This is a genomic window from Telluria sp. LT2P80 (assembly GCF_059685955.1).
This window is the reverse complement of sequence record NZ_JCASIO010000001.1, coordinates 35,721-55,647: the sequence shown is the minus strand read 5'-3', so window position 1 is coordinate 55,647 and position 19,927 is coordinate 35,721. Positions and strand designations below refer to the sequence as shown.

The 19,927-nt window shown below is 65.7% G+C and carries 15 protein-coding genes; 6 read left to right on the top strand and 9 right to left on the bottom strand.

Translation table 11 applies throughout. The annotated features are described in order from the left end of the window. Positions 1-7 precede the first annotated feature (7 nt). Positions 8-2,275, top strand: a complete 2,268-nt coding sequence (locus AC56LW_RS00205) for a catecholate siderophore receptor Fiu (RefSeq protein ID WP_499630454.1) — start codon at positions 8-10, stop codon at positions 2,273-2,275. Between the two features lie 51 nt (positions 2,276-2,326). Beyond that, on the top strand, positions 2,327-3,163 hold the full coding sequence (locus AC56LW_RS00200; RefSeq protein ID WP_499630451.1) for a metallophosphoesterase: 837 nt from the start codon (positions 2,327-2,329) through the stop codon (positions 3,161-3,163). Here the strand turns inward: AC56LW_RS00200 and AC56LW_RS00195 are convergent, their stop codons facing one another. The 5 genes from AC56LW_RS00195 to AC56LW_RS00175 all read right to left on the bottom strand — a co-directional run bounded on the left by AC56LW_RS00195 (position 3,164) and on the right by AC56LW_RS00175 (position 7,893). Continuing rightward, entirely contained in the window at positions 3,164-5,443 is a 2,280-nt protein-coding gene (locus AC56LW_RS00195) for a penicillin-binding protein 1A (RefSeq protein ID WP_499630448.1), read from the bottom strand. A 171-nt stretch (positions 5,444-5,614) separates the two neighbouring features. Continuing rightward, complete coding sequence (fnr, locus tag AC56LW_RS00190; RefSeq protein WP_499630445.1) at positions 5,615-6,376, bottom strand: fumarate/nitrate reduction transcriptional regulator Fnr; 762 nt, start codon at positions 6,374-6,376, stop codon at positions 5,615-5,617. A 43-nt stretch (positions 6,377-6,419) separates the two neighbouring features. Then, positions 6,420-6,614, bottom strand: a complete 195-nt coding sequence (locus tag AC56LW_RS00185) for a type II toxin-antitoxin system antitoxin (protein ID WP_183553196.1) — start codon at positions 6,612-6,614, stop codon at positions 6,420-6,422. Positions 6,615-6,626: 12 nt separating this feature from the next. Continuing rightward, positions 6,627-7,520, bottom strand: coding sequence for an SPFH domain-containing protein (locus AC56LW_RS00180; RefSeq protein WP_332530782.1), 894 nt, complete (start codon positions 7,518-7,520; stop codon positions 6,627-6,629). A gap of 106 nt (positions 7,521-7,626) precedes the next feature. Beyond that, entirely contained in the window at positions 7,627-7,893 is a 267-nt protein-coding gene (locus AC56LW_RS00175) for a hypothetical protein (protein ID WP_183553191.1), read from the bottom strand. A 158-nt stretch (positions 7,894-8,051) separates the two neighbouring features. Here AC56LW_RS00175 and AC56LW_RS00170 point away from each other — a divergent pair, with 158 nt between their 5' ends. From AC56LW_RS00170 to AC56LW_RS00155, 4 genes are all read left to right on the top strand, one after another. Further along, the gene (locus tag AC56LW_RS00170) at positions 8,052-9,743 is read left to right on the top strand and encodes an AMP-binding protein (protein WP_499630442.1); all 1,692 of its coding nucleotides are present in this window, start codon (positions 8,052-8,054) and stop codon (positions 9,741-9,743) included. Positions 9,744-9,818: 75 nt separating this feature from the next. Beyond that, on the top strand, positions 9,819-10,355 hold the full coding sequence (locus AC56LW_RS00165) for an SET domain-containing protein (protein WP_499630440.1): 537 nt from the start codon (positions 9,819-9,821) through the stop codon (positions 10,353-10,355). 58 nt (positions 10,356-10,413) lie between these two features. Beyond that, the gene (pncB, locus tag AC56LW_RS00160; RefSeq protein WP_499630438.1) at positions 10,414-11,601 is read left to right on the top strand and encodes a nicotinate phosphoribosyltransferase; all 1,188 of its coding nucleotides are present in this window, start codon (positions 10,414-10,416) and stop codon (positions 11,599-11,601) included. Positions 11,602-11,682: 81 nt separating this feature from the next. Next, on the top strand, positions 11,683-12,105 hold the full coding sequence (locus tag AC56LW_RS00155; protein ID WP_499630435.1) for a DUF4019 domain-containing protein: 423 nt from the start codon (positions 11,683-11,685) through the stop codon (positions 12,103-12,105). Here the strand turns inward: AC56LW_RS00155 and AC56LW_RS00150 are convergent. From AC56LW_RS00150 to AC56LW_RS00135, 4 genes are all read right to left on the bottom strand, one after another. Further along, entirely contained in the window at positions 12,086-13,285 is a 1,200-nt protein-coding gene (locus AC56LW_RS00150) for a DNA topoisomerase IB (protein ID WP_499630432.1), read from the bottom strand. The two genes, AC56LW_RS00155 and AC56LW_RS00150, sit on opposite strands and share 20 nt — an antisense overlap. A 116-nt stretch (positions 13,286-13,401) precedes the next feature. After that, positions 13,402-15,048, bottom strand: a complete 1,647-nt coding sequence (locus AC56LW_RS00145; RefSeq protein WP_332530776.1) for a Na+/H+ antiporter — start codon at positions 15,046-15,048, stop codon at positions 13,402-13,404. A 63-nt stretch (positions 15,049-15,111) separates the two neighbouring features. Further along, positions 15,112-17,430 carry a putative bifunctional diguanylate cyclase/phosphodiesterase gene (locus tag AC56LW_RS00140; RefSeq protein ID WP_499630427.1) on the bottom strand — a complete coding sequence of 773 codons (2,319 nt, stop codon included), beginning with the start codon at positions 17,428-17,430 and terminating at the stop codon, positions 15,112-15,114. A gap of 165 nt (positions 17,431-17,595) precedes the next feature. Then, the gene (locus AC56LW_RS00135; RefSeq protein WP_499630424.1) at positions 17,596-19,824 is read right to left on the bottom strand and encodes a hybrid sensor histidine kinase/response regulator; all 2,229 of its coding nucleotides are present in this window, start codon (positions 19,822-19,824) and stop codon (positions 17,596-17,598) included. Between the last annotated feature and the right edge of the window lie 103 nt (positions 19,825-19,927).

Sequence of the window (19,927 nt, the reverse complement as noted above, 5' to 3'; positions counted from 1 at the left end):
CCTCGCCATGAAAGCAATAACAAGCCGCAAGCATTCGTCCACCCGCAACCAGGTCATGCGCACCGCGCTGGCCGCTGTCCTGCTGCCGCTCGGCGCGCAGGCTGCCGGCATCGATGCAGCGGCCCCCGTCGACGTCGTTCCGGAAACCAAGGTCGAGATCGTCGGCAAATACGAAAACGCGTTCCGCGCCGAGCAGGCGTCGTCGCCCAAGTACACCGAGCGCCTGGTCGATACTGCGCAGACGCTCCAGGTCATCAAGAAAGAACTGTTCGAGCAGCAGGGCGCCCTGACGCTCACCGAAGCGCTGCGCAACACGCCAGGCGTGGGCGCGTTCTTCCTGGGCGAGAACGGGAATACCACCACCGGCGATGCGATCTTCATGCGAGGCTTCGATACGTCGAGCTCCATTTTCGTCGACGGCGTGCGCGACATCGGTTCCATCTCGCGCGACGTCTTCAACCTCGAACAGATCGAAGTGCTCAAGGGCCCGGCGGGTACCGACAACGGGCGCGGCTCGCCGACCGGCTCGGTCAACCTGGTGTCGAAGAAGGCGAGCATGACGGATGCCATGTCCACCGCAATCACCGGCGGCAGCGGCTCGCAAAAGCGCGTCACGGCCGACGTCAACAAAGTGCTGAACGAAGAGCGCGGCATCGCGCTGCGCCTGAACGTGCTGGCCCAGGACGCGGGCAGTGCCTCGCGCGACGTGGTCGAGAACAAGCGCTGGGCAATCGCGCCGAGCATCGGCTTTGGCCTGAACGGCGCCACGCGCGTGCATCTGGACTACCTGCACGTCGACCAGAACAACATCCCTGATGGTGGCGTCTATGTCATCGGCCTGCCTGGCTACACGAGCCCGGACCGCACCCGGCCTTTCGTCACCGACGGCAAGAAGGTCGATCCGAAGAATTTCTATGGCTCGACCGGCGACTACGACGACGTGAAGGCCGACATGGCCACGGTGCGCATCGAGCATGACTTCTCGCCGACGATGAAGCTGCAAAACACGAGCCGCTACGGCAAGACGTCGCAGGACTACTTGCTCAGTGCATTCCTGACCAGCGCCGCCAACCTGGGCACCCCGAACCCGGCCGACCCGAACACGTGGACGCTGGCGCGCAGCATCCGCACCGGCAAGGATCAGGAAAATAAAATCCTGACCAACGTGACGACGCTGACGTCGCAGTTCGACACCGGCGCGGTCAAGCACACGCTGGTGAGCGGTCTGGAATTGACCAGCGAGCGCCAGACCACCTGGGGCCTGACGGGCCTGGGCACGCTGCCGGCCGCGAACATCTACAACCCGAACCCGAACGATGCGCCGACCACGCCCGTGAACGTGCGCCGCACCGGCGCCTATAACGAAGGCGAGGTCGATACCCAGAGCCTGTACGTGTTCGATACCGCCAAGATCGGCGAGCGCTGGATCATCAACGGCGGCGTGCGGGTCGATCATTTCCGCGCTGACTACTCGACCGTGGCGCTGACCAATAACGTGCTCGTGCCGAACCGCTTCAAGGTCGGCGACAACCTGGTCAACGGCAAGCTGTCGGCCCTGTACAAGCCGACCGCGAACAGCAGCGTGTATGCGATGGTGGCCAGCTCGAAGCAGCCGCCGGGCGGCAACTTCACCGTCTCGGGCAATGCCAACAGCGCGCAGAATCCGATCTACGATCCGCAGGAGTCGACCACCACCGAATTTGGCGGCAAGCTCGATCTGCTCAAGTCCAAGCTGTCGCTGTCGGGCGCGCTGTTTCGCACCGATGTCAAGAACGAGGTCGAGCAGGATCCGGTCAACCTGCAGTACTACCAGACGGGCGAAAAGCGCGTGCAGGGCATCGAGCTGGGCGCAACGGGCGAACTGGCACCGCACTGGCTCGTCAGCGCCGGTTATGTGTACATGGACACCAGCGTGGAAGCGGGCCGCAACGTGACTGCCTCGGGCGAGAACAGCCTGACCTACACGCCGAAGCAATCGTTCACCGCCTGGACCTCGTATGACCTGCCATGGGGCTTGCGCATCGGCGGCGGGGCGCGCTTCTCGGACAAGCTCAAACGCGGCACCGACGGCGCCATCGGCACCCCTGCCTACACCGATTCGTACTGGGTGGTCGATGCGATGCTGGGTTACCGCTTGACGAAGAACATCGACCTGCGCCTGAACGTCTACAACCTGACCGACGAAAAATATGTCGTCGCGATCAACAAGAGCGGTTACCGCTACACGCCCGGCGTGGCGCGTTCGGCCAGCCTGACGGCCAATATCGGGTTTTAAAACCCTTGCGTTGCGGGCCGGCGAAGGGCGCTTGCGCTATACTCGCCGGCCATGCGCATACAGCTTTTTTCCGACCTTCACCTCGAACGGTACCCCGACTTCCAGCCGCAGATCCTGCCCGGCACGGATGTCGTGGTGCTGGCCGGCGACATCGGCTCGTACCAACCCGGCTCGCGCCTGCTCACGCAGGACTTCGGGCTGGAACGTTTCTCACCGCTCCTGGTGCCTGCCCTGGCGCAGGCACAGGTCCTGTTCATCCCCGGTAACCACGAATTCGACGCGCTCGACTACGACGCTACCTACGCGCGACTGCAGGAAATCTGCGCGCGCCTGGGCATTACCTGGCTGGATCGCGAAATCGTCACGATCGATGGCGTGCGTTTCATCGGCACCACGCTGTGGAGCGACTTCGATGCGCTGGTGGAAGAGGGTGCGCCGCTGACCAAGCAGCTGCAGCAGCGCACCAAGGCCTTCCGCGCCGCGAACTACTACCTGAGCAAGAACACGACCATCAAGGATGGCGAGCCGGTACTGGCCGAAGGCATCCGCGCGCTGGCGCTCGATTGCCAGGCCTGGCTGCGCGCGGCGCTGGCCACGCCGTTCGAGGGCAAGACGGTCGTGGTCACGCATTTCGCCCCGAGCCTCGAAAGTGCCGACCCGCGCTACGGCAAGACGCCCGGCACGGCCGGCTTCTGCAATTCGCTCGATGAGCTGTTCAAGCGCGCGCAGGTATGGATGCATGGCCACCTGCACTGCGCGAACGACTACGTGGTCGAGGGCCGCGACGGCCCGCTGTCGTGGGGCTGCCGCGTCGTGGCCAATCCGCTCGGGTATCTGAGCAAGGGCGAGCAGGAAGGGTATCGCCCCGCGCTGGTGATCGAGCTGTAATCACTCGCGCGGCGGGCGTTCCTGCAACAGGTTCTCCATTAATGCGTCGATGCTGTCCACCTCGGGCGGCTGCGGTTCCTGCCGCTGCTGCTGTTCCAACTGCTGATCCGCATACTCCGCATATACCCAGTCGCCGGCGACGTTCACGACGCCGTCGGGCACCAGCGGCGCGCGTTCCGGGGCTTTGGCCAGCGCGACGCGCATGTAGTCGACCCAGATCGGCAGCGCGAGCGTCGCGCCGAATTCGCGCCCGCCCAGCGAGCGCGGTTCGTCGTAGCCCATCCACGCCACCGCCACCACTGGACCGCTGTAGCCGGCGAACCAGCCGTCGATCGCATTGCTCGTCGTGCCGGTCTTGCCGGCCAGGTCGCTTCGCCCTAGCTGGCGTGACGCGGCAGCGGCCGTGCCCACGCGCGCCACATCGCGCAGCATGCTGTCGGTGATGAACGCGTTGCGCGCATCGAGCACACGCACAGGTTCCTTGCGGGCGTGTTCGTAGACGACCTTGCCGTCGCCATCCTGGATGCGGGCGATCAACCACGGTTCGACCCGATAACCACCGTTCGCAAGCACCGTGTAGGCGCCAGCCATCTGCAATGGCGTAACGGCGCCCGTGCCAAGGGCCATGGTCAGGTTGCGCGGATGGCGCGCGGCGTCGAAGCCAAATTGCGCCAGGTGCGCGCGTGTGGCGTCCACGCCGATCGCCTGCAGCATGCGCACCGTGGGCACGTTTCTCGAGCGCGTCAGCGCATGGCGCACCGTCACGGGGCCTTCGAACGTATTGTCGTCATTGCGCGGCGACCAGCCGGCAGCGCCGTTGTCGCCACCAAGGTCGAGCGGCGCGTCGAGGATCGGCGTGCCAGGGAAGAAGCCCCGTTCCAGGCCGGCCGAATACACGAACGGCTTGATGCTCGATCCCGGCTGGCGCCAGGCTTGCGTCACGTGATTGAACTTGTTCAGTCCAAAGTCAAAGCCGCCGACCAGCGCGCGGTAGGCGCCCGTCCCGGCATCGACCGCGACGAAGGCGGCCGCCACTTCGGGCAGTTGCGTGATCGTCCAGTCGCCTTGCGATTTGCTCAAGCGGATGACGGCGCCGGGCGAGAGCTTGAGGCCAGCTTTCGCTGCCGGTGCCAGCGCACCTGCAGCAAAACGCAGGCCAGCGCCGGTGATCTCGATCGTCTCGCCGCCCGTCGTGGCAGCCCGTACGCGTTTGGCCGAGGCGCTCACGACGACGGCTGGCACGAAGCCGTCCACGGCCGGGCGTTTCTGCAGCGCTGCGGCCACCGCATCGTCCCGCGCGTCGCCCGCGGCCGGCAGCGCGATGCGCGCTTCCGGGCCGCGGTAGCCGTGGCGCCGGTCATAGGCGATGACGTTGCGGCGCACCGCATCCCAGGCGGCCTCCTGTTCGGCAGCGATGACGGTCGTCGTCACCGTGATTCCCCGTTCGTAGGCCGCCGCGCCAAAGCGCGTATGCACGGCCTGGCGCGCGATCTCGGCCACCCACGCGGCGCGCCCGCCGTAGCCGGCGCCGTCACGCCTGAGGGTCAACGGCTCGGCCAGCGCGCGCCGGTACTGCGGCTCGGTGATCGCCTTTAACTCGAACATGCGGCGCAGGACCGTCTGCTGACGCTTCTTTGCCGCCGCCGGGTTCGTGATGGGATTGCTGCTCGATGGATTCTGTGGCAGGCCGGCGAGCATCGCCGTTTCCGCCAGCGTCAGGTCGTTCAGCGATTTGCCGAAGTAGGTGCGCGCGGCGCTGGAAAAGCCGTACGAGCGCTGGCCCAGATAGATCTGGTTCAGGTAGACCTCGAGGATCTGGTCCTTGGTCAGCGCCTTCTCGATCTTGTAAGCCAGCGCGATTTCGGTGAGCTTGCGTGGCAGCGTCTTGTCGCGCGACAGAAAGAAGTTGCGCGCCACCTGCATCGTGATGGTCGACGCGCCCTGGCTGCCGAAGTCGGTGATGTTCGCTTTGGCCGCGCCCAGTGCCCGGATCCAGTCGATCCCGCCATGCTCGTAGAAGCGCGTGTCTTCGATCGCCAGCACGGCGGTCTTCATCAGGGCGGGCACCTTCGCGATCTGCACGAAGTCGCGCCGCTCGGCGCCGAATTCCCCGATCAGCACCTTGTCGGCGCTATAGACGCGCAGCGGAATCTTGGGGCGGTAGTCGGTGACAGCACTGATGTCCGGCACCTCGGGCAGGATCGACGCGCCCACCGGCAGCGGGGCAGCGAGGATCAGTGCAGACAACAGCAAGGGAAGGAACGGGCGGGCAGGCATCATGGCAAATAGTCAGGTAGGTAGTCAGGGCATCGTCGATAAATCGTCGGTGAATCGTCACGACGATTCGATGCCGATCTTACGTCCGCCTGGCTGCGCCTGCTGGCTTTGAAACCGGGTATTACAACTTGCGCTACGAGGGTGCGCCCGGCGCTACCTGCTTCGATCCCCGCGTCATTCCATCGGGCTGCACACATCCGTGCCCGCCGCCAGCGCCTTGAGCTTGACCGGATCGAGCAGCGTGACCTCGCGCTTGTCGACGGCGAGCCAGCCCTGTTTCTTGAAGCGCGACAGCAGGCGGCTGATGCTCTCGATCGTCAGGCCCAGGTAATTGCCGATGTCTTCGCGCGACATGCGCAACTGGAACCGGATACTCGAATAGCCGCGCGCCGCGTAACGCGCCGACAGATTGACGAGGAAGACGGCGAAGCGCTGTTCGGCGCGCATATTGCCAAGCAGGAGCATGACGTTCTGCTCGCGCGTGATTTCCTGGCTCATGATGCGGTGGAAGTGGCGCAGCAGCGCCGGCACTTCGCCGAACAGTTCTTCGAGACGTACGAAGGGGATCTCGCAGACTTCGCTGTCCTCGAGCGCAACGGCGTCGCAATGGTGCGTGCCGCTGATCGCGTCCATGCCCAGCAATTCGCCGGCCATCTGAAAGCCCGTGATCTGGGCTTCGCCGGCGGCGTTGACCTGAAAGGTCTTGAAGTGGCCGAAGCGCACCGCATACAGGTTGCGAAACGGCTCGCCGACCTGATACAGGCGCTCGTCGCGTGCCAGCCGCCGGCGCCGGCCGATGATCTGATCGAGGCGCACGATGTCGGCGTCTTCCAGGCCCATCGGAAGACACAGCTGGTGCATGCTGCAGCTGGCGCAGGACTTGAGCGCCTGGATGCTCACGAGCGGTTCGGAAGGGGAGGAGGAAGCTGGAATCATGGAATAGGCCGGCAGAGGTTCAGCCCGGATTATAGTCCCGCTGTCAGCTTTCCCCGTCAGTATCGCTCTGGCCCTTTGGCTCGGCCAGCTTCACGCCGCGCCGGGCCAGGCCTTCGCGCAGCAGGAATTCGATTTCCGCGTTCACGCTGCGCAGGTCGCGCGCGGCCAGGCGCTGCAGTTCATCCCACAGCGCCGGGTCGATCCGTAGCGCGAATGCTTTTTTTCCTGGACTTGCCATACTGGTCGGCCGCTAGTTGTACAGCGTGCCCGTGTTGATGATCGGTTGCGTTTCCTTGTCCGAGCACAGTACCACGAGCAGATTGCTGACCATCGCCGCCTTGCGCTCGTCGTCCAGTTCCACGATGCCGCGCTCCGACAATCCTTTCAGCGCCGCTTCGACCATGCTCACTGCGCCATGCACGATCTTGCTGCGGGCGCTGATGATGGCTTCGGCCTGCTGGCGCCGCAGCATGACCTGGGCGATTTCGGCGGCGTAGGCAAGGTGGGTCAGCTTAGCGTCGAGCACCTCGACACCGGCCGCCTCGAAGCGTGCCTGCAACTCGGTCTTGAGGGCATCGGCGACGACATCCATGCCAGCGCGCAGCGTGGTTTCGCCCTGCGGCAGATCCTCGCCTTCGTCGTACGCGTATTGCGAGGCCAGGTGCCGCAGCGCTGCTTCGGCCTGGATCGATACGTAGCGCTCGAAATCGTCGACTTCAAACACGGCCTGCGCCGTGTCGCGCACGCGCCAGACAACCGCCGCGCTGATTTCCACCGGATTGCCGCGCTTGTCGTTGACCTTGAGTGTGGGCGCATTGAAGTTACGGGCGCGCAGCGACAGGCGCCGCTTGACGTACAGCGGGAAAGCCCAGCGCAGGCCTTCGCTGCGGTCGGTGCCGATGTACTTGCCGAACAGGGTGAGGATGGCGCTTTCGTTCGGCTGCAGCATGAACAGGCCCGTCAGACACAGCAGACCGGCAAGTCCCATCGCGACGGCACCCAGGAGCGGCAAGCCGGCGGGCGTTTCGACGCCAGTCTTGAACAGGTAGGCTGCACCCAGCAGGAAAACAATGCCGGCGCAGGCGGCCAGGTAGCCATTCGCGGACGAAAATGCCTTTTCGCGGCGGGTATGCGATGCGTTCATGCTTGACCTCTTCTGGGTGGGTGTGACATCAAAGTGATATCACTTTAGGATTGCCAGAAAGTATTGTCAAGCGATTTGGTGAACGCCCTGAAACTGCCAGTCAGCGTTAGTCGGCCAAGCCTTTTTGCAGCAGCTCGGCCACCAGCGCATTGAGTTCGACGCCGCGCTCCTTGCTCAGCGTTTGCAGCTGCGCCACCAGGTCGCCATTGAGCTTGACGGCGAACGGCACCAGTCCCAGCGCGCGGTCGCGTTCGCGCTGTTCGCGGCGATCCGGCGCCGCATCTTTTGCTGGCGCGCCGACGACGGCGCCCCGGGCAGCCATCTGGCCTTGAATTTTCTTGGCGTCGCCTTTTGCCATGTCAGTCTTTTTCATCACGTGCCTTTAGTTTGTTGGAGCCGAATTCTACTCTCGAAACGGACCGCCAACGGGAATTGGCAAGCCGCGCGCATTTGGTGGCATGATGGCGGGGCAGCACGACAGCAGGCGCGCCGCGGTGCAGCCTGCACCTGCAACCCCATCAGGAGACCACCATGACGCCCAACCAGCGCTTCGTGCAGGCGCGCGACTTCCTCCAGCAGCACCGGCTCGACTACGAGACCGCCTGCCGCGACTACCAGCCCCCGCAGCTGTCTACCTTCAACTGGGCGCTCGACTTTTTCGACCACCAGGCCCGGGACAACCACGGCATTGCGCTGTGGGTCGTCGATGAAGACGGCACCGAGCACAAGATCACGTTCGCCGACATGGCCGCCCGCTCCAGCCAGGTGGCCGAGTACCTGCGCAACTGCGGCGTGCGGCGTGGCGACCGGGTGCTGCTGATGCTGCCGAACCGGGTCGAACTGTGGGAAGTCATGCTCGCCGGGATCAAGCTGGGCGCCGTGCTGGTGCCCACGACGATGCTGCTATCCGGTGACGACCTGGCCGACCGGATCGCGCGCGGCGCCGTCAGGCACGTGATCGCGCAGGCATCCGAGACGCACAAGTTCGATGCGCTGCCGGGCTGTTTTACCCGCATCGCGGTGGGCGGCGCGCACGAAGGCAGCAATGAAGGGTGGCATGATTACGCAGCCAGCCATGCGGTGGTGAGCGTGTTCGTGCCCGAGGGCGAGACGCTGGCCACCGATCCGCTGCTGCTGTACTTCACGTCCGGTACCACGGCGCGGCCGAAACTCGTGCTGCATACGCACCAGAGCTATCCCGTCGGCCACCTGTCGACGATGTACTGGATCGGCCTGCAGGCGGGCGACATCCACTGGAACATCAGCTCGCCCGGCTGGGCCAAGCATGCCTGGAGCTGCTTCTTCGCGCCGTGGAACGCCGGCGCCACCGTGTTCGTCTACAACTACGAGCGCTTCGCCGGTGCCGCCGTGCTGAATGTAATCGAGCGCTGCGGCGTGACGTCGCTGTGCGCGCCGCCGACCGTCTGGCGCATGCTGATCAAGGAAGACCTGGCGGCCTGCAAACCGGCCCTGCGCGAACTGGTGGCGGCGGGCGAGCCGCTCAATCCCGAAGTCATCGAGCAGGTCGAGCGCGCCTGGGGCATCCATATCCGCGATGGTTTCGGGCAGTCCGAGACCACCTGCCAGATCGGTAATTCTCCAGGCCAGCCCCTCAAGCCCGGCTCGATGGGCCGCGCGCTGCCGGGGTACCGCATCGCGCTGCTCGACATCGACGACGCACCGGCCAGCGAAGGCGAGATCGCGGTGGTGCTGGCAGCCAATCCGGTCGGCCTGATGGCGGGGTACGAAGGCGACGCCGACAAGACGCGCGACGTCATGCGCGCTGGCCACTATCACACGGGCGACACGGCGGCGATCGACAGCGATGGCTACTATTTTTATGTGGGCCGCAACGACGACGTGTTCAAGTCGGCCGATTACCGCATCAGCCCCTTCGAGCTCGAAAGTGTGCTGATCGAGCACGAGAGCGTGCTCGAAGCGGCGATCGTGCCCAGTCCCGATCCGCTGCGGCTGTCGGTGCCGAAGGCCTTCGTCACGCTGCGCGCCGGCGTTGCACCGAGCCGCGAGATGGCCGCTGCGCTGTTCGCGTTCAGCCGCGCGCGGCTGGCGCCGTACCAGCGGATCCGGCGCATCACGTTCCGTGAGCTGCCCAAGACCATCTCGGGCAAGATCCGGCGCGTCGAGTTGCGGCGCGAAGAAGCAGGGCGGAGTGGCGGCGCGGGCGATGCGCCCGAATACCGCGAAGAGGATTTCCCCGTCTAGCGGCAAGTGCGTGGCGTTTCGGACGAATGCGGCCATAATGGATGCTCTCTTTTTTCTCGCCCAAGCGCCACCTCGATGACCACCAAGCGAACCCCGTCCACGCCGACCGACATTGATACCAATACCGCCGCAACCGACAGCGGCCCGTCGTACGAAGTGCGCCAGTCGCCGATCCACGGTAACGGCGTTTTCGCCAGGAAGCCCATTGCCGCGGGCGAGCGCATCATCGAGTACCGCGGTGAGCGCATCAGCTGGGACCTCGCGACCGAGCGCGCCGACAAGGCCGGCGGCCCGGTCAACCATACCTTCTATTTCAGCCTGGCCGACGGCCGCGTGATCGACGGCGGCCGGCGCGGCAACGAGGCGCGCTGGATCAACCACGCCTGCTCGCCGAACTGCGAAGCGTTCGAAGATGAAGGCAAGGTCTACATCCACGCGATGCACGACATCGACGCCGGTGAAGAGCTGAACTACAATTACGCCCTGATCTACGAAGAGCGCCATACGCCCAAGCTCAAGAAACTGTTCGCCTGCCGCTGCGGTACGCCCGGCTGCACCGGCACGATGCTTGCGCCGAAGCGCCGCACCCGCACGCCAGCCGCCGGCAAATGAACCAAGCCCCGGCTGGCCTGGTCAGGCCGGCCCGCCCCATCATCGACCTGGAGCAACGATGAAACCAGTAGTTCGCAGCCTGCTTGAAACCGATCTGTACAAATTCACGATGTGGCAGGCCTTGCTGCACAGCCACCCGGGCGCGACGGGCGAATACGAATTCCGCTGCCGTAACGAGCCAGCCTATCCGCTGGCGGAGCTGAAGGAAGACATCGAACGCGAGCTCGATCACCTGTGCTCGATGATGTTTACCGAGCACGAAGTCGCCTACCTGCGCGCACTGCGCTTCATCAAGGGCGACTTCGCCGACTTCCTCACGCTGTTTCGCTTTCAGCGCAAGTTCATCGAGGTCACGACCGACGGCCCGCACCTGCGCATCCGCGCCAGCGGCCCGCTGGTGCACGTGATGGGCTATGAAATTTTCGTGCTCTACATCGTCAACGAGCTGTATTTCCGCCGCTTCGACCAGGCCGAGGCCATGGAGGTAGCGCGTGCACGCCTGCGCCAGAAGATCGACGAACTGCGCGCCTTTGGCGAAGAAGCCCCGCGCGCCAACCCGTTCGAGTTCTTCGACTTCGGCGTGCGCCGCCGCTTCTCGGGTGAGTGGCACGACGAAGTGGTGCAGACGCTGGCGCGCGAGCTGCCGGTGTACTTCAAGGGCACGTCGAACGTCTATCTGGCCTACAAGTTCAACCTGGTCCCGATCGGCACGATGGCGCATGAATACCTGCAGGCGCACCAGGCCTTCGGCACGCGCCTAGTCGACTTCCAGAGCGCCGCGCTCGAGAACTGGGTGCAGGAATACCGGGGCGACCTGGGGACAGCGCTGACCGATGTCGTCGGCATGGATGCGTTTCTGGCCGACTTCGACCTGTACTTCGCCAAACTGTTCGACGGCCTGCGTCACGACTCGGGCGATCCGGTCGTGTGGGGCGAAAAAGCGCTGGCCCACTACGCGCGCCTGCGCATCAATGCGCGCACCAAGCGCCTCGTGTTTTCGGACGCGCTGACCATCCCCAAGGCCCTCGACCTGTACCGCCATTTCGCCGACCGCGTGATGACGGGCTTTGGCATCGGCACCAAGCTGACCAACGACACGCCTTTCCCGGCGATCAATATCGTCATGAAGCTCGTGCGCTGCAACGGCCAGCCGGTGGCCAAGCTGTCGGACGAGCCGGGCAAGTCGCAGTGCACCGACGTGACCTACATCGCCTATCTGCGTCAGGTGTTCAACCACCCGGTCTAGCCGTGCGCAAGATTGTGTGAGTTTATGGCAGCGCCAGGCGCGCTATGCTATCGGTTTCCCGCCATCGCCCAGGAGACCGCCATGCAGCAGCTCGCCCCATTCGCCATCGCCGTGTTGTTCGCTACCCCAACCGTCGCCGTCCATGCCCAGCAGGCCGACCAGACCACGGCAGGCGCCGAAGCGGCCGGGCGCTGGCTGGCACTGGCCGATGCGGGCAACGGCGCGGCGACGTGGCATGCCGCAGGCGCGGTCTTCCAGGCGGCAGTGAGCCAGAAGGACTGGACGGCAGCGCTTGACCAGGCGCGCACGCCATACGGCGCGCTGACCAGACGCACCCTGGCCGACGCGCGAGCCACGCGCACGCTGCCGGGTGCGCCCGAGGGCGACTACGTCGTGCTGCAATACCAGTCCAGCTTTGCCAATCGGCCGACCGTAACCGAAACAATGATCGTGATGCGCGAGACAGACGGCAACTGGAAGACGATCACGTACGTGATCCGCTAGCGGCTTCGCGGCGCCGCGAGGTTGCCGCCTTTTTTGTCGCCGCCTTTTTTGCCGGTGCCTTCTTTGCCGGTGCCTTCTTGCGCGGCTTTTCTTCTTCGTGCCTGAGCCGCTGTTGCAGCATCGCCAGCACGGCCGCTTCCTCAGGCTGCAGCGCGTGCAGGTCTTCGGCCAGTTTCTTCTCGGTCTGTTCGCGCATCACGTCCAGCGGCGCGCCCTCGAGGTAGGCGTCCAGCACGGCCGGGTGCACGTAGCACTTGCGGCAGATCGTCGGCGTGTTGCCGAGCTTTTCGGCCACCGATTCGATCGCGCGCACGATGTTCTTCTTGGCCTGTGTCTCGGAGTCGAATTTTTCGAATTCCTGCAGGGCCAGCGCTGCCAGCACGGTGCCGGACCAGGTGCGGAAATCCTTGGCCGTGTACTCTTCGCCCGTGATGTTGCGCAGGTAGTCGTTGACGTCGCTGGAGTCAACGCTGTGCGTCTCGCCATCGTCGTCGATGTACTGGAACAGTTCCTGGCCCGGCAGGTCGCGCGTGCGCTTGACGATGCCGGCCAGGCGCCGGTCGTGCACCTTGACCTTGTGGTACACGCCGCTCTTGCCGCGGAAGCTGAATTGCACGTCGCTGCCATCGACCTTGACGTGGCGGTTGCGCAGTGTCGTCAGGCCGAACGACTTGTTGGTGCGCGCATATTCCTCGTTCCCGACCCGCATCATCGTCGCTTCCAGCAGGTACACGATCGTGGCCAGCACCTTTTCGCGCGGCAGGCCGGGCAGCTTCAGGGCGCGGTCGACTTCATGCCGGATCGCCGGCAACGCATCGCCGAACTTGAGCATGCGTTCGTACTTCACTTCGTCGCGGGCGGTGCGCCATTTCGGATGGTAGCGGTATTGCTTGCGGCCGCGCGCGTCGCGGCCCGTCGCCTGCAGGTGGCCATTGGCCTGCGCGCAGATCCAGACGTCCTGCCAGGCCGGTGGAATCACGAGGCCCTTGATGCGCGCCAGCGTCGTTTCGTCTTCCACCGGCGCGCCGTGTGCGTCCAGGTAGCGAAAGCCGTCCTTGACGGCTTCACGCCTGACGCCGGCGCGGCCATCGTGCACGTAGCGCAGGCCGGCCGCGCGCGCGGCGGTGGAGGAATCTTTGGTGTCGGGTGCGTCGAGTGCGTCGGTGGTCTGGCTTGGCATGGCTGTTTCGCGAATGGTGGATATCGCACCGATGCTACGCCCGGGCCAGGGCCCGCACTGTTCGCAAGATAACGAAGTGCGGGACAGGCGGGCAGGGCTGCAAATACAGACCCGGTTCAGCGGTAGCGGGCCTCGACCAGATCGATCTCGCGCAGCAGCTTGCGCGCCACTTCGTCCGACAAGGTGTTATTGCGCGCCATGCGCAGCAGGACGGCGCGTTCGTGCTCCAGCGCGGCCAGGCGGTAATGGCGCTCGGCGCTTTCGGCGGCGCGTGCATGCGCCGGATCGACATCGTTGCCGTTGCCGCCATCGAGCCGGTACTGGTACAGGCTGCGCACCTGGTCGACCGCGCTCGCATGCATCTCCACCGCGCCCTGCGCATCGCAGCCCGAGGTGGGTGGCGGTGGCGGTGCATTGGCGATGGCTTCGAGTGCTGCCAGCGCGGCGGCATGGCGCGCACGCGCTTCTTCGCTTTCATGCGCCGAATCGTGTGGCAGTTCGAGGCCGCGCAGCACGCGCGGCAGCCCGACACTGGCCAGCACCAGCGAGACGACGATCACGGCGCTGGCCAGAAAAATCACCAGGTCGCGGCCAGGGAACGGCGCACCGCCCGGCATTGCCAGCGGCAGCGTGAGCACGCCGGCCAGCGTGATCGCGCCGCGCACGCCGGCCAGCGAGGTGGCCAGGATCAGGCGCGGGTTCGGACGGTACTCCGGCAGCTTCTGGCGCCGGGCGTTGAGCAGCGTCAGGCGCAGCGAAACCCAGACCCAGACAAAGCGCAGCAGGATCAGGCCGAAGCTGATGGCCAGCGCGTTGGTGGCCAGCCACCAGACATCGTTTGCACGCGGCAGCTCGGGTGCGACCAGCGCTGCCTCGAGAATATTGGGGAGCTGCTCGCCCAGCAGCACGAACATGATGCCGTTGAGCGCGAACTGCACCGTGTCCCACACCACCGCGCGCCGCACGCGCGTCGTGGCGGCCGCGCGCCCGCTCAATTCAACGTAGCTCATCGTCACGCCCGCCGCTACTGCTGCCAGGATGCCCGAGGCGCCCAGATGCTCGGCTGCCAGATAGGCGCCGAACGGCAGCAGCAGGTTGATCAGGATCGGCGAGCCGCTTTCTTCGCCGATGCGGGCGGCCAGCTGGCGCTGGGCCCAGCTCACGCCCACCGTGATGCCCACGCCAATGGCCACGCCCGCCAGCGCGACCCACAGGAAGGTGAGCGTGGCTTCGCCCAGCGAAAAGGTGCCGGTCAGGGCAGCGGCCACGGCGAAGCGGAAGCACACCAGGCCACTGGCGTCGTTCAGCAGCGACTCGCCCTCGAGGATGTGCATCAGGCGCGGCGGGATCGGCACGCGCGCCGCGATCGACGACACCGCGACCGGATCGGTGGGGGCAAGGATGGCAGCCAGCGCGAAGCACACGGCCAGCGGCAGCGACGGAATCAGCCAGTGGATCAGGAAGCCCGCGCCCAGCACCGTAAACAGTACCAGGCCCAGGGCCAGTTCGAGGATCGTGGAGCGGTCGCGGAACAGCCCGATCTTGGGGATGCGCCAGCCGTCGAGAAACAGCAGCGGCGGCAGGAACACGAGGAAGAAGATATGCGGTTCGAGCCGCACGCCGTGGCCGGTGCTGCCGGCAATGGCCGCGCCGAGCGCGATCTGCATCAGCGGCAGCGGCACCGCGAACGGCAGCATGCGCACCAGGTAGCCGCTGGCCACCACCGCCAGCAGCATGGCCAGCACAATTCCCACTTCATCCATCAACATCTCCCTGTTCAAGACAAGATGATAAGGGATTGGTGCCGCCCGTGACGACGCTGTTGATCAGGCAGCGGACAAACTGGCCTGGGGCGCAGCCTGCAGTTCGGCCAGCAACGCGTCGAGCGGCATTGGCCGGTGGAACAGGTAGCCCTGCATGCAGGCGTTGCCGTGCGCGGCCAGGTACTCGGCCTGGGCCGACGTCTCGACGCCTTCGGCCACGACACGCAGGCCCAGGTGGCCGGCCATCGCCAGGATCGATTGCACGATGGCGGTGCCGTTCTTGTCGTGCGGGGTGTCGCGGATGAAGCTCTTGTCGATCTTCAGTTCGTACAGCGGCATCCGGGTCAGGTACGACAGGCTCGAATAGCCGGTACCGAAATCGTCGATCGAGATGCGGATCCCGAGAGCGGCCAGCGCATGCATCCGCTCGATGGTCTGGTCGAGGCGATCGACCAGCAAGCCTTCGGTGATCTCGAAGATCAGCTGGCCGGGCGGCACGCCCGTCTCGTGCAGGATCGCTTCGACCCGCGTGACGAAGTCGTGCTGGCGGAACTGCATCGGGCTGACGTTGACCGACAGCGGGAAGCGGTGGCCGGCGCGGTCCAGCACGTGCCAGGCCAGGCACGCTTCGCGCAGCACCCAGTCGCCCAGCGCCACGATCAGGCCACTCGATTCGGCCACCGGGATGAAGACATCGGGCGGCACGCTGCTGCCGTCCTTGCGGCGCCAGCGCATCAGCAGTTCGGCGCCGCTCGGCACGCGTGCGCCGTCGACCTGCAGCTGCAGGTGCAGCGACAGTTCGCCGTTCTCGAGCGCCTGGCCCAGATCGCGCTCGAGCGTCAGGCGGCCTTCGGCGTCGGACAGCATGCCCGGTTCGAACAGCGCCACGCCATTGCGGCCGCGCGACTTCGCGTGGTACATCGCCGTGTCGGCCTCGCGCAGCAGGTCGTGCACGGTCTGCTGCGCGTTGGCGGATGCGGTGAGCGCGACGCCGATGCTGCTGGTGGCGTAGTAACGCTGGGCGTCGATGACGATCTTGTCGGCTAGCGCAGCCCGGATCCGCTCGGCCACGGCCAGCGCGCGGTCGGTGGCCCGGCCCGCATGCTGTCCCAGCGCGTCGAGCAGGACGACGAATTCGTCCCCGCCCAGGCGTGCCACGCAGCCGTCGTCGCCCGTCATCGCCACCAGGCGATCGGCCACGTTCTTGAGCAACTGGTCGCCAATGGCGTGGCCGCGTGCATCGTTGACGGTCTTGAAGTTGTCGATGTCGACGTACAGCACGGCAGCCATCGACCCGCCCGTGCGGGCCCTGGCCACCGCTATGTCGAGCCGCTCCATCAGCAGGCGCCGGTTCGGCAGGCCGGTCAGCACGTCGTAGAACGCAAGGCGGTGGATCGCGTCGGCGGCGTTGCGCCGCTCCGTCACGTCGCGGCTGACAATCAGCCAGTGCGTGATCGCGCCGTTGTCGCCGGAGAACGGCACCATCTCGGCCTCTACCCAGTACGGCGTGCCATGTTTCGTGTACAGGACCATTTCGGCACTGGCGGCTTCCTTGTGCATCACGGCCGTGATGACACGCCTGACCGTCTCCTGGTCAGTGTCCGGTCCTTCGAGCATCCGCACGCTGCGCCCGATGATTTCTTCGCGGGTGTAGCCGGTGTGGCGCAGCAGGGCGTCGTTGGCAAAAATGATCGGCTGCTCGGCGCCGGGCACGTCGACCATGCGCGCGATCATGACCATGTCGTTCAGGCGCGCGACTGCGGCTGCCGTCAGGCGCAGTTCGTCGTTGACGGCGTGCAGGCGCAACTGGCCCGCTTCCAGACCAGCGGCAGCGGTGCGCGCTTCGAGGAGCGATTGTGCCAGTCCCTTGAGCAGGGCACCGCTGGTGATCGTGATCAACGCGCCGACGCAGCAGAAGTTGATGACGACGACGATTGCCGATGCCAGGCCATTCTGCTCCAGACCGGGGACATACAGGTGCACCTTGCCGTTCACGCCAAGCAGCAGGACGCAGGCAGCGCCCAGGGCCAGGATGATGAGGGCCTGGCGCATGCCGAGCAGGATGACGGCCATTGCGGGCAGGGCTGTCAGGTACACCAGGCCAACCGGCCCCACTGAAAACAGCAGGCCGACGGACACCAGGAACAGCATCGCAATGAAATTGAGAACGCGTGCCGTGTGCGACACGCGGTCAAAGCGCCAGATGGCCAGCAGCCATGCCAGCGCCACCACGTCCATGACAATGACCGGCCATTTGCCCTTGCTGATGAGCAGCGGGATGCTGGGAAGGGCGGCGACAAATCCCAGCGCCACGACGATTGGCAGGATGGTGGTAAACACCTTGATGCGCCATTGCGCGATGTCATCTGGAGGAATTGGCATGAAGCATCCTGTTCGGCACGCCGCACGGAATTTCTCCGGAGCATAGTATATTTATCGAAGCAAATTCTATGCAGGGGCAATGTTACCTGTCACGCAATATCTGCCAGGCTGTTGCGCCAATGAAACGCGACCATGCCCGATCGCGGTTCAGTTGCGGTGCCGGCCTCAGTGAGCGCCGGCCTGCACGAGGATATCGCTCAGTTGCAGCGTGTTGAGCGGCTTCACCAGATAGTGGTCGAACCCGGCCTGGCGGGCCTGTTCGCGGTCTTGCTGACGGCCATAACCGGTCGCCGCGATGAGCATGGCGTTCTCCATCCCGGGCAAGGCACGCAGGCGCCGCGCCAGTTCGTTGCCGTCGATGTCAGGCAGTCCGATGTCGAGCAGGCAGACCTGTGGGGCAAACACGGCGGCGACGTCGATTGCATCCAGCGCGCAGTAGACCACTTCCACCGTGTGCCCACTTGCGCGCAAAAACAGGCTCAGCGTCTGGGCGGCGTCGAGATTGTCGTCCACCACGAGGATGCGCAAGGGGCCGACGGCGCTGGCGCTGCTGGCCAGCGGCGCTGCGGCCGGCCCGGCCGGGATCGCTTGCGCATAGCACGGCAGGCGCACCGTGAACGTGCTGCCCAGGCCCGGACCCGCACTCATTGCGCCGACGCTGCCGCCATGCAGTTCGACGAGGCTGCGGGCCAGCGCCAGGCCCAGTCCCAGGCCACCCTGCGACCGGTCCGGCGTGCGCTCGGCCTGGGTGAACAGATCGAACACGCGCTCGACGAGGCGTGCATCCATGCCGATGCCGTCGTCGATCACGTCGATGATCCACGTCTCGCCCTGCTGCGCCAGCTGCAGGGTGATGTGGCCGCCCTCGGGCGTGTACTTGGTCGCGTTGCCCAGCAGGTTGGCGACGACCTGCACCAGGCGCTTGTGGTCGCCCTTGACGTTTGCCGGTTGCGGCGGCATGTCGAGTACCACCTTGTGGCGGCGGGCCAGCATCAGCGGGCGAATCTGTTCGGCCGCGTCGTCGACCACCTTGCGCAGGTCGAGGATCTGGGTCGACAGCGTCACCAGCCCGCGCGTCACGCGCGAGACGTCCAGCAGGTCGTCGACCAGGCTCGTCATGTGCTCGACCTGGCGCGCGATGATGGCGCAGGTCTGCGTGATCTGCGCATTATCCGAATGCAGCAGCTTGAGCAGATGGGCGCCGGTGCTGATCGGCGCGAGCGGGTTGCGCAGTTCGTGCGCCAGCATCGCGAGAAATTCGTCCTTGCGCTGGTCGGCCGCGCGCAGTTCGCGCTCGGCCAGGCTGCGCTGGGCTTCTTTTTGCTGCAGGTGCTCGGCCATCTCGTCCAGGGCCGCGGCCAGCCGGCCGATTTCCTCGCTGTTCGACCCGATGCCGGTGCGGGCATCGAGTTCGCCGGCGGCGATCCGGCGCGCCACCGTCATCAGCTTGCGCACGCGCCGGACAATCAGCTTGTCGCCCGCCAGCCAGGCCGCCAGCAGGGCCAGGATGGTCGTCAGGCCCAGGCCGAGCAGCGACATCAGCTGCGCCTCCCGCGCCACGCGCGTGATGGTTTCGGTCGGCACGCCGATCGTCACCGTGTAATCGGACAGCGTCGGCGGCCCGACGCGCGCAAATGCGTGCAGGCGCTCGACGCCATCCTCGCCCTGGATCACGCGGGCGCTGTCATGCGGGCCGCGCATCGCCGCAAACAGCGGGGCGGGCACACGTTTGCCGAACCATTGCTCGGGATCGGGGCGGCGTGAAATCAGCTTGCCGGTGGCATCGGCCGTCTCGAGGATCGAACCGGCCGGCAGGCTGATGTCGTTGACGAAGGTGTCCAGGCCCGCCAGGTCCATTGCGGCAAACACCACCGCCACTACCTTGCCGTCGCGGTCGGTGACGGGATAGGTCAGGTTGATCGTGTGACGGCGGATCACGCGCCCGAACACATAGTCGCCGGCGATGAAGCGGCGTTCGGCCACGGCGCGCTTGAAGTGGCTGCGATCACCCAGGTTCACCGGGTGCACCATCGGCACCGCGCTGCAGCTGACGTCGCCATTGAGCTGGATGAGGCCGAAATTGACATACAGTTCGTTGCGGTCGAGGACATTGGCCAGCAGTGCATTGCAGCCAGCCGTGTCGCCCATCAGGTCCGGCACGCTGGCCAGGTCGACCAGGATCTGGCGCGCGCGGTCGATCGACTGCGCTTCATTCGCGGCGGCCAGCGCCGTCAGGCGTTTGAGGTTGTCTTCGGTCGCGCGGATCGCGGCTTCGCGTTCGCGCAGGCCCCCCAGCACGGTGACGATGGCGATCGGCGTGATGGCCAGCAGCACCAGCAGCATCAGCCTGCTGCGCAGGCTGTTCAGGCGAAAACGTCCGGATGATTTGCTCATCGCTGCGGCGCCGGTTGCGGCGTGGTGGTGACGGTGGACAGCGCGAATGTGCGGGCGATGTGGAACATGTGTGGCGAACGATTGATCGATAGGACCCGCCAAA

Excerpts from the sequence above, each read along its gene's own strand:
- AC56LW_RS00205 (WP_499630454.1), top strand. The coding sequence starts at position 8 with ATGAAAGCAATAACAAGCCGCAAGCATTCGTCCACCCGCAACCAGGTC.
- AC56LW_RS00200 (WP_499630451.1), top strand. The coding sequence starts at position 2,327 with ATGCGCATACAGCTTTTTTCCGACCTTCACCTCGAACGGTACCCCGAC.
- AC56LW_RS00195 (WP_499630448.1), bottom strand. The coding sequence starts at position 5,443 with ATGATGCCTGCCCGCCCGTTCCTTCCCTTGCTGTTGTCTGCACTGATC.
- fnr (WP_499630445.1), bottom strand. The coding sequence starts at position 6,376 with ATGATTCCAGCTTCCTCCTCCCCTTCCGAACCGCTCGTGAGCATCCAG.
- AC56LW_RS00185 (WP_183553196.1), bottom strand. The coding sequence starts at position 6,614 with ATGGCAAGTCCAGGAAAAAAAGCATTCGCGCTACGGATCGACCCGGCG.
- AC56LW_RS00180 (WP_332530782.1), bottom strand. The coding sequence starts at position 7,520 with ATGAACGCATCGCATACCCGCCGCGAAAAGGCATTTTCGTCCGCGAAT.
- AC56LW_RS00175 (WP_183553191.1), bottom strand. The coding sequence starts at position 7,893 with ATGAAAAAGACTGACATGGCAAAAGGCGACGCCAAGAAAATTCAAGGC.
- AC56LW_RS00170 (WP_499630442.1), top strand. The coding sequence starts at position 8,052 with ATGACGCCCAACCAGCGCTTCGTGCAGGCGCGCGACTTCCTCCAGCAG.
- AC56LW_RS00165 (WP_499630440.1), top strand. The coding sequence starts at position 9,819 with ATGACCACCAAGCGAACCCCGTCCACGCCGACCGACATTGATACCAAT.
- pncB (WP_499630438.1), top strand. The coding sequence starts at position 10,414 with ATGAAACCAGTAGTTCGCAGCCTGCTTGAAACCGATCTGTACAAATTC.
- AC56LW_RS00155 (WP_499630435.1), top strand. The coding sequence starts at position 11,683 with ATGCAGCAGCTCGCCCCATTCGCCATCGCCGTGTTGTTCGCTACCCCA.
- AC56LW_RS00150 (WP_499630432.1), bottom strand. The coding sequence starts at position 13,285 with ATGCCAAGCCAGACCACCGACGCACTCGACGCACCCGACACCAAAGAT.
- AC56LW_RS00145 (WP_332530776.1), bottom strand. The coding sequence starts at position 15,048 with ATGGATGAAGTGGGAATTGTGCTGGCCATGCTGCTGGCGGTGGTGGCC.
- AC56LW_RS00140 (WP_499630427.1), bottom strand. The coding sequence starts at position 17,430 with ATGCCAATTCCTCCAGATGACATCGCGCAATGGCGCATCAAGGTGTTT.
- AC56LW_RS00135 (WP_499630424.1), bottom strand. The coding sequence starts at position 19,824 with ATGAGCAAATCATCCGGACGTTTTCGCCTGAACAGCCTGCGCAGCAGG.